The sequence below is a fragment of the Thiorhodovibrio litoralis genome, from assembly GCF_033954455.1.
Classification (GTDB): domain Bacteria; phylum Pseudomonadota; class Gammaproteobacteria; order Chromatiales; family Chromatiaceae; genus Thiorhodovibrio; species Thiorhodovibrio litoralis.
Genome location: NZ_CP121473.1, coordinates 1,124,581 through 1,143,100 on the forward strand (window position 1 = coordinate 1,124,581; position 18,520 = coordinate 1,143,100).

Sequence of the window (18,520 nt, forward strand, 5' to 3'; positions counted from 1 at the left end):
TTGACGGTTATTATCGCGAATCAGATCGCTGTGGCAATGATTTCCCTGCGTTCCAGCACGACGGGACGGCTTAACGCGGCGATCATGAATCCGATCGTGGCGATGCAACTTCGGAGGTTGACTCTTTTCGTGGTGCCAGCGCGGCGGAAGAGCAAAAGCGCGGTGGCGGAGGTCATGAGCGCGTTCGCCGGCAGTGCCACCAAAATCGTGCTGAGTGTTGATCAAATCGGCTTGGCCTGCGAGCGCACCTCGAGCGGCGTGGTGGAGCAGCGCCGCCATATCGAGCAGGTCGCGAGTGCGATGACCGAATGGCTGCGGCCATTCAGGAGATAGCTGGTCAGGAGATAGCTGGGTTGGATCGGCTGTTTGGTGGCCGGATATTAGGATTTGCGCTCGCGCTGCTTGGGCGGCAGTAGGTCGGTAATGGATCCGTGCGCCATCTCGGCGGCCAGACCAATGGTCTCGTTCAGCGTCGGATGCGGATGGATGCTAAGCCCGATATCTTCCATATCCGCGCCCATTTCGAGTGCCAGTACCGTCTCGCCGATCAACTCGCCGGCGTTGGGGCCGACAATGCCGGCGCCGAGAATGCGCTTGGTCTCCGGGTCGAACAGCAGCTTGGTCAGGCCCTCGTCGCGGTGGATGCCGAGTGCGCGTCCGCTCGCCGCCCAGGGGAAGACGCCTTTCTCGTAAGCAATACCCTTGGCCTGAGCTTCGATCTCGGTCAGCCCCATCCAGGCGACTTCCGGGTCGGTGTAGGCAACCGAGGGGATGGTGAGTGGGTCGAACAAGGCCGGCTCGCCAGCGATCACCTCGGCCGCGACCTTGCCCTCGTGAGTGGCCTTGTGCGCCAGCATGGGGCCACCGACTACGTCGCCAATGGCAAAGATGTTGGGCACATTGGTGCGCATGTGCCCATCCACCTTAATGAACCCGTGCTGGTCGACCTTGACGCCCGCCTGCTCGGCGTTGATTTGCCCGCCGTTGGGCAGCCGGCCGATGGCGACCAGCACGCGGTCGTATTCGGCTTCTTGACTCATTGGGCTGTTTCTTTTCCCTTCAAAGCGCACCTGGATGCCGCTGCTCGACGCGGTCATGGCGGCGACCTTGGTGTCGAGCAGGATGCGGTTGTAGCGCTTTTTGATGACTTTTTGCAGCGCTCGCACCAGATCGAGATCAGCGCCGGGCATGAGTTGGGATTTCATCTCCACCACATCGATCGCGCTACCGAGGGTGCCATAGACGCTGGCCATTTCGAGCCCAATAATGCCGCCGCCGACAATCAGCATCCGCTCGGGGATGTCGGGTAGCTCAAGCGCGTCGGTCGAGTCCATCACCCGCGGGTCTTCGTGCGGGAAACCGGGGATGCGGATCGGGCGCGAACCACAGGCAATGATGGCGTGATCAAAATGCACCGCCACATGCCCATCGCGGCTGTCGACGCCGATGCGGTTGGGTGCCTCGAAGCGCCCAGAGCCCTGGACCACCTGCACACCGCGCTGCTTGGCCATGCCGGCCAGCCCAGTGGTGAGCTTCTTGACTACCTTGTTCTTGCCTGCGCGCATCTTGTCGAGGTCGATCTCGGGCGGCGCGAAGGTCACGCCCATGGTACCGAGGGTTTTGGTCTCCTCGATAATGAGCGCTGTATGCAGCAGCGCTTTCGAGGGGATGCAGCCGACATTCAGGCACACACCGCCAAGGCTTGGGTAGCGCTCGATCAGCACCACACGCAGGCCGAGATCGGCGGCGCGAAAAGCCGCGGTATAACCGCCAGGACCGCCGCCCAAGACGGCGACCTGGGCGCTGAGTTCTTTGTTCGGGGCGGAGTCGGTCATGGTGTCTTTGGTTGACTGTAAGGTTGATGTCAGTAGCGAACTGGAGACTCATAAAGCCTCGGGTTCGGCCAGTTTCAAGCGCCGCTTGATGCGCTCCAGCCGCCGCTTAATGTCTTCCATGTCGCTTTTGGCCCCGTAAACGGCTCCCGTGAGGCCGGCAAGCTGCTGGCCCATGGCGGAAATTTGTAGGCTGTTGGACGCCGTTTCTTTTTTTAGATCGGCCAAATCCGACCGGATTAGGCGCAGATGTTCGAGGACCAAGTTTTCAGTCATGCAGCCCTCCGTTGTTTGTATGGATTAGAGCAACAACCGCCTAATGTCCGCAAGCAACTGCCGCAGCAGGCTGGTGAAGCGCACGCCATCGGCGCCATCGACGACGCGGTGATCATAAGACAAGGAGAGCGGCAACATCAGCCGGGGTAGAAACTCTTGACCATTCCAGACGGGTTTCATCTCGGTGCGCGAGACACCGAGGATAGCGACTTCCGGGGCATTGACGATGGGCGTGAAAGCGGTCCCGCCAATGCCGCCGAGGCTGGAGATGCTGAACACTCCACCCTGCATGTCGGCAGCGAGCAGCTTGCCGTCGCGGGCTTTTTGGCTGAGCGTCATGAGCTCCTCGGCCAGGGCGAACAGGCCCTTTTTGTCGACATCCCGCACCACCGGCACCACCAGGCCATTGGGCGTATCCACGGCCACGCCGATATGACAATAGTGCTTGTGGATCAGTTGCTCGCCATCCGCGGCCAGTGAGGCCTTAACGATTGGCATCTGGTTGAGCGTGGCGGCCACTGCCTTGAGCAGAAAGGGCATGAAGGTGAGCTTGACGCCGGCTTTCTCGGCGGCGGCTTTCTGCTCCTTGCGGAAAGCTTCGAGTTCGGTGATGTCGGCCTCGTCAAACTGGGTAACATGAGGCACCGTCAGCCAGCAGCGATGCAGATGGGCGCCGCTGATCTTCTTGATGCGCGGCAGCGGTGCGCTGGTGACCGGACCGAATTTGCTGAAGTCAACCGCCGGGGTGCTCGGCAGCTGGAAGGGCGTACCGGGTGCCGCAGTGGGTGCGCCGCCGGCGAGGCTTTGCTTGACGAATTGCTGAACGTCTTCTTTCAGGATGCGCTGCTTGCGCCCGCTGCCCTTGACTCGATGGAGATCGACGCCGAGCTCGCGCGCGAAGCGTCGCACCGCCGGGCTGGCATGCGGAGTGCGCCCGTGGGCAATGGCAGCCATGTCGGTCGGGCGCGGCAGGATCGGGGCCTTGCGCTTTTCCGCGTCACCCGGTGCGCGGGTCGCTGTTGCCGGAGCCCTTGTCGGTTTAGCGGAAGGCGCGGCTGAAGGTGCAGCTTGGTTTGCGTTTGGGCTGGCAGCCGGCACGGATCCGGTGGTGTCGGCCTTGGAGATGGGGGCTGGCGCCGGGGCACTCTCTTCATCGTCGCCAGGTACGTTGCTGGGAGCGGTGTCGTTCGTGCGCAGCTTAAACAATAGATCGCCCTGGCTGACGCTGTCGCCGACCTTGACCTCGACCGAGGTGACAGTCCCGCCGCGCGGGGCAGGGATTTCCATGGTGGCCTTGTCGCTTTCGAGCGTCAGGATAGACTGCTCGACGGCGATTTCATCGCCCACGCTAACCAGTACTTCGATGACTGGAATATCGGAAAAGTCGCCGACGTCCGGCAGACAAATGTCGATGTCTTCCGCCGCGGCCTTGGCTTCTGGTGCATTGCTTGCCGAGCGCGAACCGGCCTCTGACTTGGGCGCACCCGAATTGTCGCTTGGCTGTGTGGCTGGCGATGTGGGGGAAGGCTTAGGCGCGCTTTCCGGCCCCGTTTTTGCCGCTCCGCGCTGAGGTGCGCTCTGCTGTGTATCGGAGTTGGCGGCTGCGCCTGTTGCAACCCGCATCAGCGGGCTGCCCTGACTGATCCGCTCACCGACCGAGACCAGCAGTTCTTTCACTTCGCCGCCCATCGGCGAGGGAATCTCGATGCTGGCCTTGTCGCTCTCGAGCGTCAGTAGCGACTGCTCGGGCGCGATCTGATCGCCTGGCGCGACCAGGATCTCAATGATCTCGACATCGCTGAAATCGCCGATATCGGGGAGCAGAATATCTTCTAGCTTAGCCAAGGCTGGCATCTCCTGGCGGTCAATTCTTGTGTGCTTTCGCAGTTCAATGCAGTCGTCGCTAAGGCCTGGAGCTCGATTATTTGGCCGCGACTTGTTGCGCGGAATGAGCTCCCGGTGCGCGACAGTTTGGCGCTAACGGGTGGCACTGCTGGGTGACGCTATTGGGTAACCGGGTTCGGCTTCTCGGGGTCGATGCGATATTTGGTGATCGCCTCGCTGACCTTGGCCTGTTCGATGGTGCCCTCGGCGGCCAGCGCGCTCAGCGCGGCCACGGCGATGTACCAGCGGTTGACTTCAAAGAACTTGCGCAACTGGGCACGCATGTCGCTGCGGCCGAAGCCGTCTGTTCCAAGCGTGAAATAGCGCTGCAATAGATAGGGGCGAATCTGGTCGGCATAGGCGCGCATGTAGTCAGTGGCCGCCACAATGGGCCCAGTGTGATCGGCGAGCTGCTGTTGGACAAAGCTCTGGCGTGGCTCGGCCTCGGGGTGGAGCATGTTCCAGCGCTCGCAGTCGAGGCCGTCGCGGCGCAACTCGTTGAAGCTGGTGGCGCTCCACACTTGAGAATGAATGCCAAAGTCCTTTTCCAGCAGCTCGCCCGCGGCGAGCACTTCACGCAGTATGGTGCCGGAGCCGAGCAGCTGGACTTGCGCCTGATTGCTCTCCTTCACCGGGTAGAGTCCGCGCTTAATGCCCTCTTCGGCCCCTTCGGGCAGGGCTGGCTGCGTGTAGTTTTCGTTCATCACCGTGATGTAGTAGAAGACGTTTTCCTTGTCCTGATACATCCGATGCAGACCGTCCTGCACGATGACGGCTAGCTCGTAGGCATAGGCTGGGTCGTAGCTCACGCAGTTGGGGATGGTCGCCGCGGCGAGATGACTGTGACCGTCCTGATGCTGCAAGCCCTCGCCGGCAAGCGTGGTGCGGCCGGCGGTGCCGCCAATCAGGAAACCGCGCGCCTGCATATCGCCCGAGGCCCAGATTAGATCCCCAACGCGCTGGAAGCCGAACATGGAGTAGTAGATGTAAAACGGAATCATCGCCTGGCCATGGTTGGCATAGGCGGTGGCGGCGGCGATCCACGAGGACATGGCGCCAGCCTCGTTGATGCCTTCCTGCAGGATCTGGCCGTTTTTCTCCTCGCGGTAATACATCACCTGGTCGGAATCGACCGGCTCGTAAAGCTGGCCGACATGGGAGTAAATCCCGAGCTGGCGGAACATGCCCTCCATGCCGAAGGTGCGCGCCTCGTCCGGCACGATGGGGACGACATACTTGCCGATGCGTTTATCGCGCACGATGCTCGAGAGCAGTCGCACCAGCGCCATGGTGGTGGACAGCTCGCGTTCGCCGCTGGATTCGAGCAGGGCAGAGAAGCTGTCGAGCCCCGGCACTTCCAATGGCTCGGAACGATCCTGTCTTGCTGGCAGCGGACCGCCAAGAGCCTCACGGCGTTCGTGCAGGTAACGGCTTTCGGGGCTATCCGGTGGCGGCTTGTAGAAGGGGGCCGCGCCGATCTGATCGTCCGAAATCGGAATATTGAAGCGATCGCGGAAGGCCTTCAGGTGCGTCTCGCCCATTTTCTTTTGCGAATGGGTGATGTTCATGCCCTCGCCAGCGACACCCATGCCGTAACCCTTGACCGTCTTGGCCAGGATAACGGTCGGTTGTCCCTCGGTGCGCAAGGCCTCTTGATAAGCGGCGAAAATTTTCACCGGATCATGGCCGCCGCGGTTCAGACGCCAGATGTCCTCGTCGGTCATGTTTGCTACCAGGTCGGCGAGCTCTGGATATTTGCCGAAGAAGTGCTCGCGCGTGTAGGCGCCGCCCTTGGCCTTGTAGGCCTGATAGTCGCCATCGACGCACTCTTCCATGCGTTGCACCAGAAGACCATTGTGGTCGCGCACGAATAGCGGGTCCCAGTAGCTGCCCCAGAGCACCTTGACGACATTCCAGCCGGCGCCGCGAAAAACGGCTTCCAGCTCCTGAATGATCTTGCCATTGCCGCGCACCGGCCCATCCAGTCGCTGCAGGTTGCAGTTGACCACGAAGACCAGATTATCCAGCCGCTCGCGCGCGGCCAGCGAGATGGCGCCGAGGGACTCGGGCTCGTCCATCTCGCCGTCGCCCAAAAAGGCCCAGACCTTGCGCCCCTCGGTGTTCAGCACACCGCGGTCGCTCAGGTAGCGCATGAAGCGCGCCTGATAGATGGCCATGATGGGGCCTAAACCCATGGAGACGGTCGGGAACTGCCAGAAGCCCGGCATCAGCCAGGGGTGCGGGTAGGACGACAGGCCGTTGCCGTCGACCTCCTGCCGGAAGCTGTAGAGCTGCTCCTCGCTGATGCGGCCTTCCAGATAAGCACGAGCATAGATGCCGGGTGCCGAGTGGCCCTGGATGAACACCAGATCCCCGCCATGATCCTTGCTCGCGGCGCGGAAGAAGTGGTTGAAGCCGACATCGTAGAGCGTGGCGCTGGAGGCAAAAGAGGAAATATGCCCGCCGAGCTCGGTCGAGATCCGGTTAGCCTGCACCACCATGGCCATGGCGTTCCAGCGCACGAAGGAGCGGATGCGCCGCTCGATGGCGCGATCGCCGGGGAAACGCTCCTGCTGCGTGACCGGGATGGTATTCACATAGGCAGTATTGGCGCTGAACGGCAGATGCGCACCCGAACGCCGGGCCTTGTCAATCAGACGCTCGAGCAAATAATGAGCGCGCTCGATCCCCTCGTTCTCCAGCACGGCGTCGAGGGCGTCGAGCCACTCTTGGGTTTCTTGAGGGTCGATATCGGGCTTGTTGGACATAGCAAAGGTTCGCAAAGATTCTACAAAGCGCCGGAGCGGTTGGATCCTGAAGGGGCTGCGCATCAATGGCGCTCGCAGCCGTCAAAGCTACCTCAGGCCACGGGGATTGGCAAATCAAGCGGGGGCTGAAATCGGCGGGTCAACGGCGTAGAACAGCACCTGGGGTCTGCGCGCTGACTGCACCCGAGGGATGCGGGAAGCCGAAAGGGTAGGTCCATCCATAGACAGCTTCTTCTCGAGGATGAAAGGCCTGTCCTGAAAAAATTGCCGCAGAGGAGCTTTCAGGCAGGTCAGACCAACGCCGGGATGTCGGACCCTGGTCCTGACTCCTGAACGTGATCAGCGCGATGGCGCTGACTACTAATGTCGCAAGCAGACTGGCTGTGAGAAGGGTGCTTGAAATCTTGTCCGCACGCATGCCGAGACCCTGTTGGTTGCGAGTGCCCGTTGATAATAGACGTCAAGTGTGAGTGCCGCCTGAGCATACAATTTGGCCAAAAATCCAATTGCATAACCTTTAGTATATAAGTAAATAATGAAATATCAACGCAAGCTGAGCTGCGGGTTCTGATGTCCCCGGTCACTCAACCTTCAGCAAATGCAGAGCGGTTCTCCAGCAACTGGTGTCGTGTTCTTACATCCAGTTGCCTACCAGGATAAACGCAGCCCAGTCGCTAGGGCTGGAGTGCTTGGCGCTCTTGATCATGGCTTGCTGTGCTTGCCGAAGCGCGCTGGCTTTGCTGAGTTTGCCGTCAGCGAGAGCCTCATAGAAGCGCGCCATCAGCTGCTGGGTTGCCGAATCGCCAACTGGCCACAGGGAGCCGAGCGCGCTGCGCGCGCCCGATTGCAGTGCGACACCGCTGAGTCCCAGCGGGGTGCGGTCATCGCCCTCGGCGGTTTGGCAGGCACTCAGCACTAGGAGTTCGATCGGATTGCTGTCAAGCTCGCGGGGCTTCAGGGCGGCGGCCAGGCGGCCCATGTCGAGCTTGTGATCATAGGTGACGATAAAATTCTCTTCCGGCGGACCCTGGAACAGGCCGTGAGAGGCGATGTGAACAATGCGATAGGGATGCTGCTCGACTTCATCGACAAAGTGGTCCAGCAAAAAGTCCTGATTGCGCAGGACTTGCGAGGCAGTTTGCGCGGACAGGGTATCGATTTCGGCTTCGACACCGGGCAGGGACAGGGCATCGATCTTCTCCTTGCGCGCGGCGCGCGTGGTGCGCGCCAGGTTGTTGCCGTCCTCGCCGCGGCCCTGCACCGGCACCGAGACCCCGCGCGAGCCGCCGTCGGTACCGCGCGCGAGGGCGCGGCGATGCTGCTGTACCATAGCTCCCACCCACCATTCGGGCAGTTCGTCGACGACCGGGCCGGGCTGGCTAACACCCGCGATCAGGGTCTTGGGGCGTGCCCGACTGAAGGTTTTGGGCGCCAGAAGTTGCAGGCCGGGCGTGGTCGCGACCGCATAGTCCTCAATCAAATAGCCGGTCGGGCTGCGTAGCACCGCCACCGGCACAGTGCGCAGCGCGCCATCGGGCACGAACACCAGGGTGTCGATCTTGCGCTCGCGCAGAGTCGGTGCGACAGGCGCGATCAGCCAGTCATACAGTTCCCGCGCTTCCGGCTCAACGGGCTGATCGTAGCGCAGCTTCACCGCCAGGATTTGAGCCGCCAGTTCGACGCGATCCCGGGCCACCGGCAGGGTCTGCTGCACCATCTGGCCGCCGGCGCTCAGAATCAGCTCCAGACGTTCAGGAAAGAGCACCGGGTAGAGCACGGCGGTGCGGCGGTCGACCGCGTCGATCTTTTGTCGCAGCGGCTGAATGCAGGCATCGCGGAAATAATCCCGCAATTCGTCAACCTTGAGTTGCTCCAGGTTGTCCCGGGCCTCGCGCAGCAGTTGCTGTTTGGTGCCCGCGTTGGCGGTTGCAGCGGCTTCCTGCAGCAGGAGGTCGGACAGCCCCAGGTAGAGCGGCTCCAGAGTTTCGCGGAAGGAGGAACGGCCTTCGGCGTATTCGACCGGAATTTCGCCGCGAATCTTCTCTAGATGACCCACTGCGCGGCGGTAAGCGGCCAGTGCGTGGCGGCGGTCCCCGGCAGCCTCGAAGCTGCGCGCGAGCTGCCATTCCCATTGGTAGCGCAGGTCGTAGGCATCGATGGGTGCCAGCTGCAACGCCTGCAAAAGGAGATCGCGCGCCTGGCGGGAGCCATCACCGGCCAGCTTGGCGGACTGTCCGAGTGCCTCGGCGCCCTCGCGCGGCAAACCGGCTCGTTGTGCCTGTTCGGCGGCGGCGGTCAGGCTCTTGCGCGCCAGGGCTTGGCCCTTGCCGCCTTGTTGGGCCAGGTAGGCGATGCGCAACAGCAGTCGCACGCTCTCGCGACCGGCAGGCAGCGCGCTGGTCTCCTGGTAGGCTGCGTTCAGTTCGCGCTGTTTGGCGCCTTGGGCGCCAGCCAACGCGGCCAGATTAACCCGCGCGCTGGCGACCAGACCCGTATCTCCGGCACGCTTGGCGGCTGCAAGCGCCGCGCGATAGTCGCCGGCGGCGGCCTGATGCTGCCCCTGGGCCAGCTTCAGGTTGCCGAGCGCATTGGCGCTGGCGGCGATCAGCGTGGGCCTGTCGAGATCGCTCGCCTGTCGGGCGGCCTGGTCGAGCAGGGGGGCCGCCTCGCTGTTGCGGTTTTGGGCCAGCGCGATTTCGCCTAGGCCAAGGGTGGCGATAGCTGCTTGCAGGTCGAGGCGATGCGCCTTGGCCAACTTGAGCGCAGCCGCGTAGTCATCTCCTGCTTGGCGATAATGGGCCAGACTGCGATAGCTTTCGGCCCGCAGCAACAGCGCCCCGATGCGCTCAGCGGCCGGGGTGCCGCGCTGGTCGATTTGCGCCGACCACTGGCGGATGGCTTGGCTTTGCCGCGCATCCGGCTGTGCCATGCGCACATCGGCGCTGCTGCCGCTGTGCGGCTCGCAGCTTTTGCTGCTGGCGAGCATTGGAACGCTCGCCAGCGCGGTGAGCAAACCAGTTAGAATCAGTGGGCGAATGGCGAAATTTCTCATAATCAGACTCTTTGATGATCAGCGCCGTTAGAAATCGGCTTGCAACAAAAAGTTGAAGCCGCGGTCTTGCAGGTCATCTTCGTTGGCCTCAATGATGTCTTCGAGCGCATGGCCGTAATAGAACTCGGCGCTCAGGCGATCACTAAGCGTCCACAGCAGACCGAAACCGACCGAGGCGATGGTCTGGCGCAGACGGAAGCGCGCGTGATCCCATGCGCTGCCGACATCAGAGAAAACGGCCAGTTGCAGAACTTGCTCGGTCTGCGCGAAGCCAAGCCCTTGCCACAGCGGGTAACGCACTTCCACCGTCGCGGCATAGCCCTGATCGCCCACCAAAGTGTTCTCGCGATAACCCCTCACAGTGTACAGGCCGCCGACCGAAAAGCGCTCAAGTGGCAGCAGGATGTCGCCGGAAAGCTGCGCCGCGCCGCGCAGGATCAGTTCTGCGCCGTTGTCGGCCAGGCGGCGCACATACTGGGCCTGTCCGAGCCAACTGAAGAAGTTGCTATCGGGCCAGTCGTTGTCGTGTATGGTCGCGTCCAGGGTATCGACACCCAGGCTGAACTGCGAGAACAGTGCAAATGCTTGGCGATCGGAGCTGCGGGCGAAATTGGTGAACAGGCGCGCGGCACTGACGCGGCTCTCACCCGAGACTGAGCCGGGTGAGAAGTCGAAAGGCTCTCCAAGTAGTGTGGTCTTGTTTTCCGCCCAGCTCAGCATCAGCCCAAGCTCCAGGCTGCTTTGCAGATTAAGCCACAGCGGGTGGGACAGCGCGATCTCGGCGCGCTGGGTTTCGCTCTTGATATCCAGTTCCCGCAATGTTTCTTCGATCAGAGGTGCGTCGCTGCGCTCATAGCCGATGGAGAAGCGGGTGCCGCGTGCGTTGAGCGGAATCGACCAATCGATAGCCCCTTCACGGCCTTGGCCCTCGTAGCTCTGGCCGATGTAAAGATCGAGCGCATCGCCCCAACCGCTCAGGTTGCGTAGAGTGCCGCCGACATAGGCGCGCGCGCCACCGGAGCTCGGCGGGCGGGCATTGTCGGTGCGCAAATACAGATCCCAGGGACGCGCCGGGGTGACAGCCAGATCCAGCTCTGCCACACCGGGTCCGTCGCCGGGTTGCAGCCCCCCCTGAATTTGCTCAATCAGCGGGTCCTGCAATAGCAACTGAAAGCGGTCTTGCAGCTCGAAGCGGTTGAAGGTCGCCTGCGGATCGGGATGAATTCGACGGCTGATATAGGCGGGATTCAAACGCCCTTGTCCGGTCACGCGCACCTCGGTGAGGGTGCCGGCGATGACCTGAAACCGCAGCAGACCGTCGCGCAAGTCTTGATTGGGCACCAGCACCACGCCGCTGTTCAGATAGCCCTGATCGACATAGTGCTTGGTCAGCCGGTAGCGCAGCTCCTCGACATCGGCCAGGGTCGTCCATTGGCCCAGGAAGGGCTCGATCAGCGCATCGAGGCCGGCTTCCGGCAGCGGGTTGCCGCCGTCGAATTGGATGGCATTGAGGACGAAACCGGGTTCGCGGGGGTCGGGAGCGGCTGGCTTGGCTGTGGCGGGTGAGTTGTCTGGCGACGCTGCCGCGTCGTCCGCAGGGGCCGAGCCGGGATTCCCGGCCGCGATGGCCAGCGCCGGTAGCAGCGCCATGGCGGCCCCGGAGAGTCGGCCAAGGGGGCTCGAAACAGAGATGAACATGGAATTTTCGCTCCTCAATCTTCCAGCAGCAACAGCCGCTTAAGCCGCTCACTGTCGACAGGCGTGGCCAACGGCGCCTCCGGCCCCGGGGGGAGGCCGCCGGTACCCAGTGCCACCAGCGCGCTGGCCTCTTCGATACTCCCAATCTGGCACTGGTCGCTCAGGAGCGCATTCCTATCCTCAAAGGGCGTGCGCAGCGGCACCAGGGTGGCGGTGATGTCGAAATCAGGCGTGGCCATTGCGATATCGCCCTGCACCCCCATAGGCGCGGCGGCCTGGATGACATTCTGACCGCTGCCGGGAATGAAGACCTGACGCTCATTGCCGCCGATCTCGATCTGGTCGTAACTGGCGATCAGTGCCTGAGCGCCGATGCGGATGTCCCCGCCGCTAGCATCGGCTGCGGCGGTGTTGGCCTGAATGAAGCCGCCGTCGAGGATGAGTTGTTTGGGTGCCAGGTCAATATCGCCACCGTTGCCGAGCAGTCCCTCAGCCGAGGTGGTGATCTGGCTGTCTTTGAGCCATAGGAAGCCGCCTGCGATCAGGATTGGTCCGGCATCGGCGGCTAGGGACTCTGTGGAGATGCGGCTGTCGTTGGCAAGCTGCATCGTGTCGGCATCAATGGCCATGGTGGCGGCGGGCATCTGCCCCGTGCTTGTGGCGCTGATCTCGCTGTCGTTCAGCTCCAAATGGCCCGCGTTAACCTGAATCCGGCGAGTCTCGGATGCGGATACGTCAAGCATCAAGGGAGCGGACGCCGATGGATTGCGCGATTCGATTGAAATGAGCGACCCCTCGCGCAGGCTCAAGTTCAGGGCGTTGACCGCGACATTACCAACTTGGCCGGTGGCTTCTCTTGTGGCCTCACTAAAAAACCCGCCGTTGGACATCATGATACCCTCGGCGGATACGTTGACGGATCCGGCGTTGCCTTCGGCGAAGGTGCTGCTGAAAATTACCGCGCCATTCAGCACCTCGAGAAGATCGGCGACCACCAGCTTGACGCTGCCGGCATCGCCGCTGGAGTCTGGCTGGGCCGAGCTGGAGAGACCGGTGAATAGCTCCAGCCCGCCGCCGTCCAGGCGCGCGGCGCCGGCAGCGATGTCCAGACTCCCGGCGTTGCCTCCGGCGAAGGTACCGCTGGAAATTTCCGCGCCATTCAGCACCTCGAGAAGATCGGCGACCACCAGCTTGACGCTGCCGGCATCGCCGCTGGAGTCGGGCTGGGCCGAGCTGGTGAGACCGGTGAATAGCTCCAGCCCGCCGCCGTCCAGGCGCGCGGCGCCGGCAGCGATGTCCAGACTCCCGGCGTTGCCTTCGGCGAAGGTACTGCTGGAAATTTGCGCGCCATTCAGCACCTCGAGAAGATCGGCGATCACCAGCTTGACGCTGCCGGCATCGCCGCTGGAGTTGCGATTGGCACCGCTGGCGAGAACGGTGAATTGGCCCTCCAGCCCGCCGCCGTCCAGGCGCGCGGCGCCGGCGGCGATGTCCAGACTCCCGGCGTTGCCTTCGGCGAAGGTACCGCTGAAAATTACCGCGCCATTCAGCACCTCGAGAAGATCTGCCACCACCAGCTTGACGCTGCCGGCATCGCCGCTGGAGCCGGGCTGGGCCGAGCTGGCGAGACCGGTGGATAGCCCCAGCCCGCCGCCGTCCAGGCACGCGGCGCCGGCAGCGATGTCCAGACTCCCGGCGTTGCCTTCGGCGAAGGTACTGCTGGAAATTTGCGCGCCATTCAGCACCTCGAGAAGATCGGCCACCACCAGCTTGACGCTGCCCGCATCGCCGCTGGAGTCGGACTCGGCGGAGCTAGTGAGACCGGTGAATAGGTCCAGCCCACCGTCGTCCAGGCGCGCGGCGCCGGCGGCGATGTCCAGACCCCCGGCGTTGCCTTCGGCGAAGGTACTGCTGGAAATTTCCGCGCCCTTCAGCACCTCGAGAAGATCGGCGACCACCAGCTTGACGCTGCCGGCATCGCCGCTGGAGTCGGGCTGGGCCGAGCTGGTGAGACCGGTGAATAGCTCCAGCCCGCCGCCGTCCAGGCGCGCGGCGCCGGCAGCGATGTCCAGACTCCCGGCGTTGCCTTCGGCGAAGGTATCGCTGGAAATTTTCGCGCCATTCAGCACCTCGAGAAGATCTGCCACCACCAGCTTGACGCTGCCGGCATCGCCGCTGGAGTCGGGCTGGGCCGAGCTGAGGAGACCGGTGAATTGGCCCTCCAGTCCGCCGTCGTCCAGGCGCGCGGCGCCGGCGGCGATGTCCAGACCCCCGGCGTTGCCTTCGGCGAAGGTACTGCTGGAAATTACCGCGCCGTTCAGCACCTCGAGAAGATCGGCCACCACCAGCTTGACGCTGCCGGCATCGCCTTCGGCATAGGCGTCGCTTGCAATCTGAGCGCCATTGTCCAGATACATTTGGCCGGCCCGCACCCATACCTGACCACCCCGTCCGGCGGCGGTGTCGGTATACAACCAGCTTCCAAGAATCTCAAAGGCGCCGCCGAAATTTGCGCTGATCCCGCCCGTGGCATCCCTCTCCCCCTGGTTCTCTGCGATCAGTAGCGCGTTGGTCAAAGACGCCTGACCCGCTTTCAATACAATCAGCCCGCCGCCGTCGCCGCTGGTATCGAGATCGGCATCGGCGATCGCGAGCTGGCCCAGATGGGGAAGGCCTGGAGCCAGGCTCGGATCGGCAGGGGGCGCCGGTGGGTCGATCAGCACGGCGGTCGCGGTCGCGCCCAAGGCTTCGAGCCGCAGGGTGCCGCCGGGAGCGGCCAAGCTGGCCAGCTGTTCCCCGCTGCCCTGGATGCCGATGTCGCCGGCGCTCAGGCTCAATGTTTCGCTAGGCTGGACCTGAAGCTGACTGCCGTTGAGGTGAAGATTGGCCGCCGGTTGCTGGCCCAAGAATCCGAATGCCTCGGGCGCTGCCATGGTCAGCGTGCTGGCACCGGGCTCGCTGGCGGAGAAGCGGCTGCCGTCCTGGAAGCGCAATTCATCGGCGGTGCTAACGTGCAGCGAGGCCGGCACATCGACAGTCGCGTTTGGTCCCATCACCACACCCGAGGGGTTGATCAGAAATACATCGGCCTGGCCGACCTCGGAGCGAAGGGCACCGTCGATGTTGGAGGCTTGACCGCCAGTAACCCGACCGATGACGTTCTGGATGTTGTCCGGACCGGTAAAGGTCGCGCTTTGGTCGGTCGGAATGTTGAACTGCTGAAAGCTGTGAAAGAGGTTGTTGCCATGCGTCTTGCCGAGTTCGGCGCCGATCTGCATGTCCGGGCCCTTGAGGTCTAGCCGGGGGCCCATCGAGCCATCGGTGGCGATGTCGGCGCGCGCGAGAGCGGTGGTGATGCTCAGGAACAAGACGGTTAGGCACGCGGGGCGCAATTGGCGAAGGAAGGAGGCCATAGCGGCAAATCCTAGTTGGGGTCAATGTTGTATTCAAAATATATTCGATTTGCCTTGATGCAGTATGTATGAAGGCAGCGTCTTGGCCGTTTTCAAAGAGTTTCCGATGCCTGAGACCATCTCTGGTACCCGTGAGTTTGAAGGCGTGTATGCTTTGCCCATGGCTCGAACTTGATCACATTAATCGCCAGTTCCGAGCAGGCGATTCAGCCTTTCCTTATCTATCGCCACGCCTGCAGGATCTCCAGCACCGGCGGGCACTCCGCCTGAACCCAGCGCCACCAGCGTGCTGGCATTGCGGATATCCGCAACTTGGCACAGGTTGCTCAAGATGGTATCCGGATTCCCAAAGGGCGTGCGCAGCGGCACCAGTGTGGCGGTGATGTCCAGTTCCGGGGTGGCGAGTGTAATGGCGCCCTGTACCCCCATGGGCGCGGCGGCCTGGATGACATTCTGACCGCTGCCGGGAATGAAGACCTGACGCTCATTGCCGCCGATCTCGATCTGGTCGTAACTGGCGATCAGTGCCTGAGCGCCGATGCGGATGTCCCCGCCGCTAGCATCGGCTGCGGCGGTGTTGGCCTGAATGAAGCCGCCGTCGAGGATGAGTTGTTTGGGTGCCAGGTCAATATCGCCGCCGTCGCCGAGCAGTCCCTCGGCTGAAGTGGTGATCTGGCTGTCTTTCAGCCATAGGTAGCCGCCGGCGATCTGGATTGGTCCGGCGTCGGCCAGTTGCGACTCGGTCGTGACCCGGCTGTTGTTCGTCAATTGGGCGGTATTGGCGGAGAGAGTGATAGTGGCTGCTGGGAGATTATTCGTGCTTTGGGCATCGATTAGGCTGTCGTTCATCATCAGATGGCTGGTCTTGAGGTGTAGTTCTTGACCGCCTGTTGGTTTTGGATCGCCATATAAAGCACTCTGGAGCGAGGCGATTGTAAGGCGGGCATTGCCGGACAGATGAATGGAGTCGGAGTCAATGAATAGACTGCCGGTCAAGCCGCTCGCTTCTGGAGCAGCAATATTGCCAATCACTGCTTCATGTACCTCGATCTCCCGGCTCCGAATTCGAGTTTCCCCGGCATCTCCATCTCCGAAGGTGCTGGCTGATATCTGGGCATTGTTGCGCAGGTTAAGAGATTCCGATATCCACACGCTGATATTTCCACCGTCACCAGTCGAGCCAAAATCGGCCTGGCTGTTGATGCCTGTTGATTGATCTGTGAGCATTCGCCCATCAATATCTGCGCTGGTGGCAGATATGTCGATATTTCCCGCTTTTCCACTATCGAACGTATTGGTCGAAATCTGAGCACCATTGGCAATGACGAGTTGACCATCTATCTGAATCGCTAAATCACCAGCATTGCCGCTCGAGCCGACATTTGCGACACTTCCGATGCCGGTTGATTGGCCGGATAATGCTCCGTCGTCCAGTATGAGATTGCCGGCATGGATTCGAATATCGCCGGCATTACCGATGGAATAGGTGCTGTTAGAGATCACTGCGCCGTTAAGCACCTCAAGTGCGCCAGCCACTCGCAAGTCCAAGGTGCCCGCTCTACCGGCCGAGCCGAGTTCGGCGGTACTCCCGATACCGGTCGAGAACCCAGAAATTCCGCCATTGTCGAGCCGCATGGAGCCGGTGCGGATTGCGATTTGACCGGCATCGCCCTCCGAGAAGGTGGCCGTGGAGATTTTTCCGCCATTGAGCACTTCGAGCGATCTTGCCACTTGCAGCTGAATGGTGCCCGCGGCGCCCAGGGATCCCGCCTCCGCTTGGCTGACCACTTCGGTTCGATCTTCACTGCCAGCGCGGTCGATGCACATTGCAGATGCGTCGATTTGCACGCTGCCACCATCGCCTGCCCCGAAAGTGTTGCTGGAAATGAGCGCGCCCCGAAGCAGATCAATGTTCGCATCCGGACCGATAATTGCAATACCACCGGCGTTACCGGCCGCGAAGGTGCTGCTCGATATTTCACTATCCCCTACCATCTCGATCAGTCTTCCGACGCGGATGAAGACATTGCCAGCGTCGCCAGTGCCAGCGTTTGCCTGGCTGGCGATGCCGGTCACTCGGTCTTCGAGACCGAAACCGTTCATGGCAACAACGTCGGCCTCAAGGCGGACATCGCCCGCGTTTCCAGATCCGAAGGTACCGCTGAAGATAGACGCACCGCCGAGGATTTCGATTGTGTCGGTCACGCTGGCGACAATGCCGCCGGCTTGTCCGCTCGAGCCTGGATTGGCGATGCTCGCCAGACCGGTGAATTGGCCGGGGGCGTCCTGGCCGTTCAGATAGATCGAGTCAGCCCGAATTTGCAACGGTTGTGCATCACCTGACGCACTGGTGTCGCTCGCGATGAATGCCCCATTGCGAATGTCCAGCAACGCTCCGACTTCGATAAATACTGGACCGGACTCAGCGTACCCGAAAGTTGTGCTTTGAATGGCGCTACCGTTCGTTAGCGTTAGACCTTCAGTCGTCAGGATTTCAACACCGCCGGCGGCGGCGATTGCATTGACCGAATCAGGGGCTGTGCTGCCGATGAAATCGCTGGTGAGAAACGCATTGTCGAGCTGCAAGTTCTTCGCGTGAATTTGAAGTCTGGTACCGATCGCCGAGCCCGCGTTATCAGCGAACACCAGGGACTCGTCGAGGCGGAGAAGGCCATTGATGGCCATGAAAATTCCGCCGTTTGCATCGGCTGTGCCTTGATGTTCGGCGATGATTAGGGCCGAGTTCAATGAAGCGTTGCCCGCGTTCAAATAAATCGAGCCACCGTCGTCGCTGCTTGTTTCGATTCTGGCCTGATTAACGTTAAGCTTGCCTGAAACCGACGTGTTGCTGTTTTTTGTTTCGAGCGATAATTCAGTATCCTGCTTGCCAACTGCATCGATCTGAATTCGCCCCCCTTCGATATTGATTTCGGACGGTTTTCCGCCTTGAGTGCCAATCTCAATGTCGTTGCCTGACAGTGATAGCGTTGCTTGGGGGCGGAGACTTAGCGTGGCGCCGTTAATGCTGAGATTTCCCGTTGGTCCTCGGTTGAGGAAGCCGAATGCCTCGGGCGCTGCCATGGTCAGCGTGCTGGCACCGGGCTCGCTGGCGGAGAAGCGGCTGCCGTCCTGGAAGCGCAATTCATCGGCGGTGCTAACGTGCAGCGAGGCCGGCACATCGACAGTCGCGTTTGGTCCCATCACCACACCCGAGGGGTTGATCAGAAATACATCGGCCTGGCCGACCTCGGAGCGCAGGGCACCGTCGATCTCGGAGACCTGACCGCCGGTGACCCGACCGATGACGTTCTGGATGTTATCCGGACCGGTAAAAGTCGCGCTTTGGTCAGCCTGGATGTTGAACTGCTGAAAGCTGTGAAAGAGGTTATTGCCATGCGTCTTGCCGAGTTCGGCGCCGATCTGCATGTTCGGGCCGCTCAACTCCACCATGGGCCCCAGGGAGCCATCGGTGGCGATGTCGGCGCTGACCGTTGTGGTGACGGCCAGCAAGCAGATACTGGCGATCAGCGCGGGTGGATTCAGGCAAAGGGAAACGAGAAGTAATCGGGGCATGGTGATTTCTCTTTTATTGCCGCA

At 61.8% G+C, this 18,520-nt stretch carries 9 protein-coding genes; 1 reads left to right on the plus strand and 8 read right to left on the minus strand.

Annotated elements, in window-relative coordinates:
- Positions 1–333 (plus strand): hypothetical protein, encoded by a 333-nt coding sequence (locus tag Thiosp_RS04995; protein ID WP_201065901.1) that lies wholly within the window; start codon positions 1–3, stop codon positions 331–333.
- Positions 334–380: 47 nt separating this feature from the next.
- Here Thiosp_RS04995 and lpdA read toward each other — a convergent pair whose 3' ends face one another.
- From lpdA to Thiosp_RS05035, 8 genes are all read right to left on the minus strand, one after another.
- A complete protein-coding gene (gene lpdA, locus Thiosp_RS05000; RefSeq protein WP_201065899.1) occupies positions 381–1,835 on the minus strand; it encodes a dihydrolipoyl dehydrogenase in 1,455 nt (484 codons plus the stop codon).
- Between the two features lie 48 nt (positions 1,836–1,883).
- A complete protein-coding gene (locus Thiosp_RS05005) occupies positions 1,884–2,108 on the minus strand; it encodes a hypothetical protein (protein WP_201065897.1) in 225 nt (74 codons plus the stop codon).
- Positions 2,109–2,132: 24 nt separating this feature from the next.
- A complete protein-coding gene (gene aceF / locus Thiosp_RS05010) occupies positions 2,133–3,953 on the minus strand; it encodes a dihydrolipoyllysine-residue acetyltransferase (RefSeq protein ID WP_201065895.1) in 1,821 nt (606 codons plus the stop codon).
- 158 nt (positions 3,954–4,111) lie between these two features.
- Positions 4,112–6,760, minus strand: a complete 2,649-nt coding sequence (gene aceE, locus Thiosp_RS05015) for a pyruvate dehydrogenase (acetyl-transferring), homodimeric type (protein ID WP_201065893.1) — start codon at positions 6,758–6,760, stop codon at positions 4,112–4,114.
- A gap of 634 nt (positions 6,761–7,394) precedes the next feature.
- The gene (locus Thiosp_RS05020) at positions 7,395–9,812 is read right to left on the minus strand and encodes a CHAT domain-containing protein (RefSeq protein ID WP_201065891.1); all 2,418 of its coding nucleotides are present in this window, start codon (positions 9,810–9,812) and stop codon (positions 7,395–7,397) included.
- A 27-nt stretch (positions 9,813–9,839) separates the two neighbouring features.
- Complete coding sequence (locus tag Thiosp_RS05025) at positions 9,840–11,510, minus strand: ShlB/FhaC/HecB family hemolysin secretion/activation protein (RefSeq protein WP_201065890.1); 1,671 nt, start codon at positions 11,508–11,510, stop codon at positions 9,840–9,842.
- A gap of 14 nt (positions 11,511–11,524) precedes the next feature.
- Positions 11,525–14,923: a two-partner secretion domain-containing protein gene (locus tag Thiosp_RS05030; RefSeq protein WP_323696845.1), complete on the minus strand. Its 3,399-nt coding sequence runs from the start codon at positions 14,921–14,923 to the stop codon at positions 11,525–11,527.
- A 180-nt stretch (positions 14,924–15,103) separates the two neighbouring features.
- Positions 15,104–18,496, minus strand: coding sequence for a two-partner secretion domain-containing protein (locus Thiosp_RS05035; protein ID WP_201065888.1), 3,393 nt, complete (start codon positions 18,494–18,496; stop codon positions 15,104–15,106).
- Between the last annotated feature and the right edge of the window lie 24 nt (positions 18,497–18,520).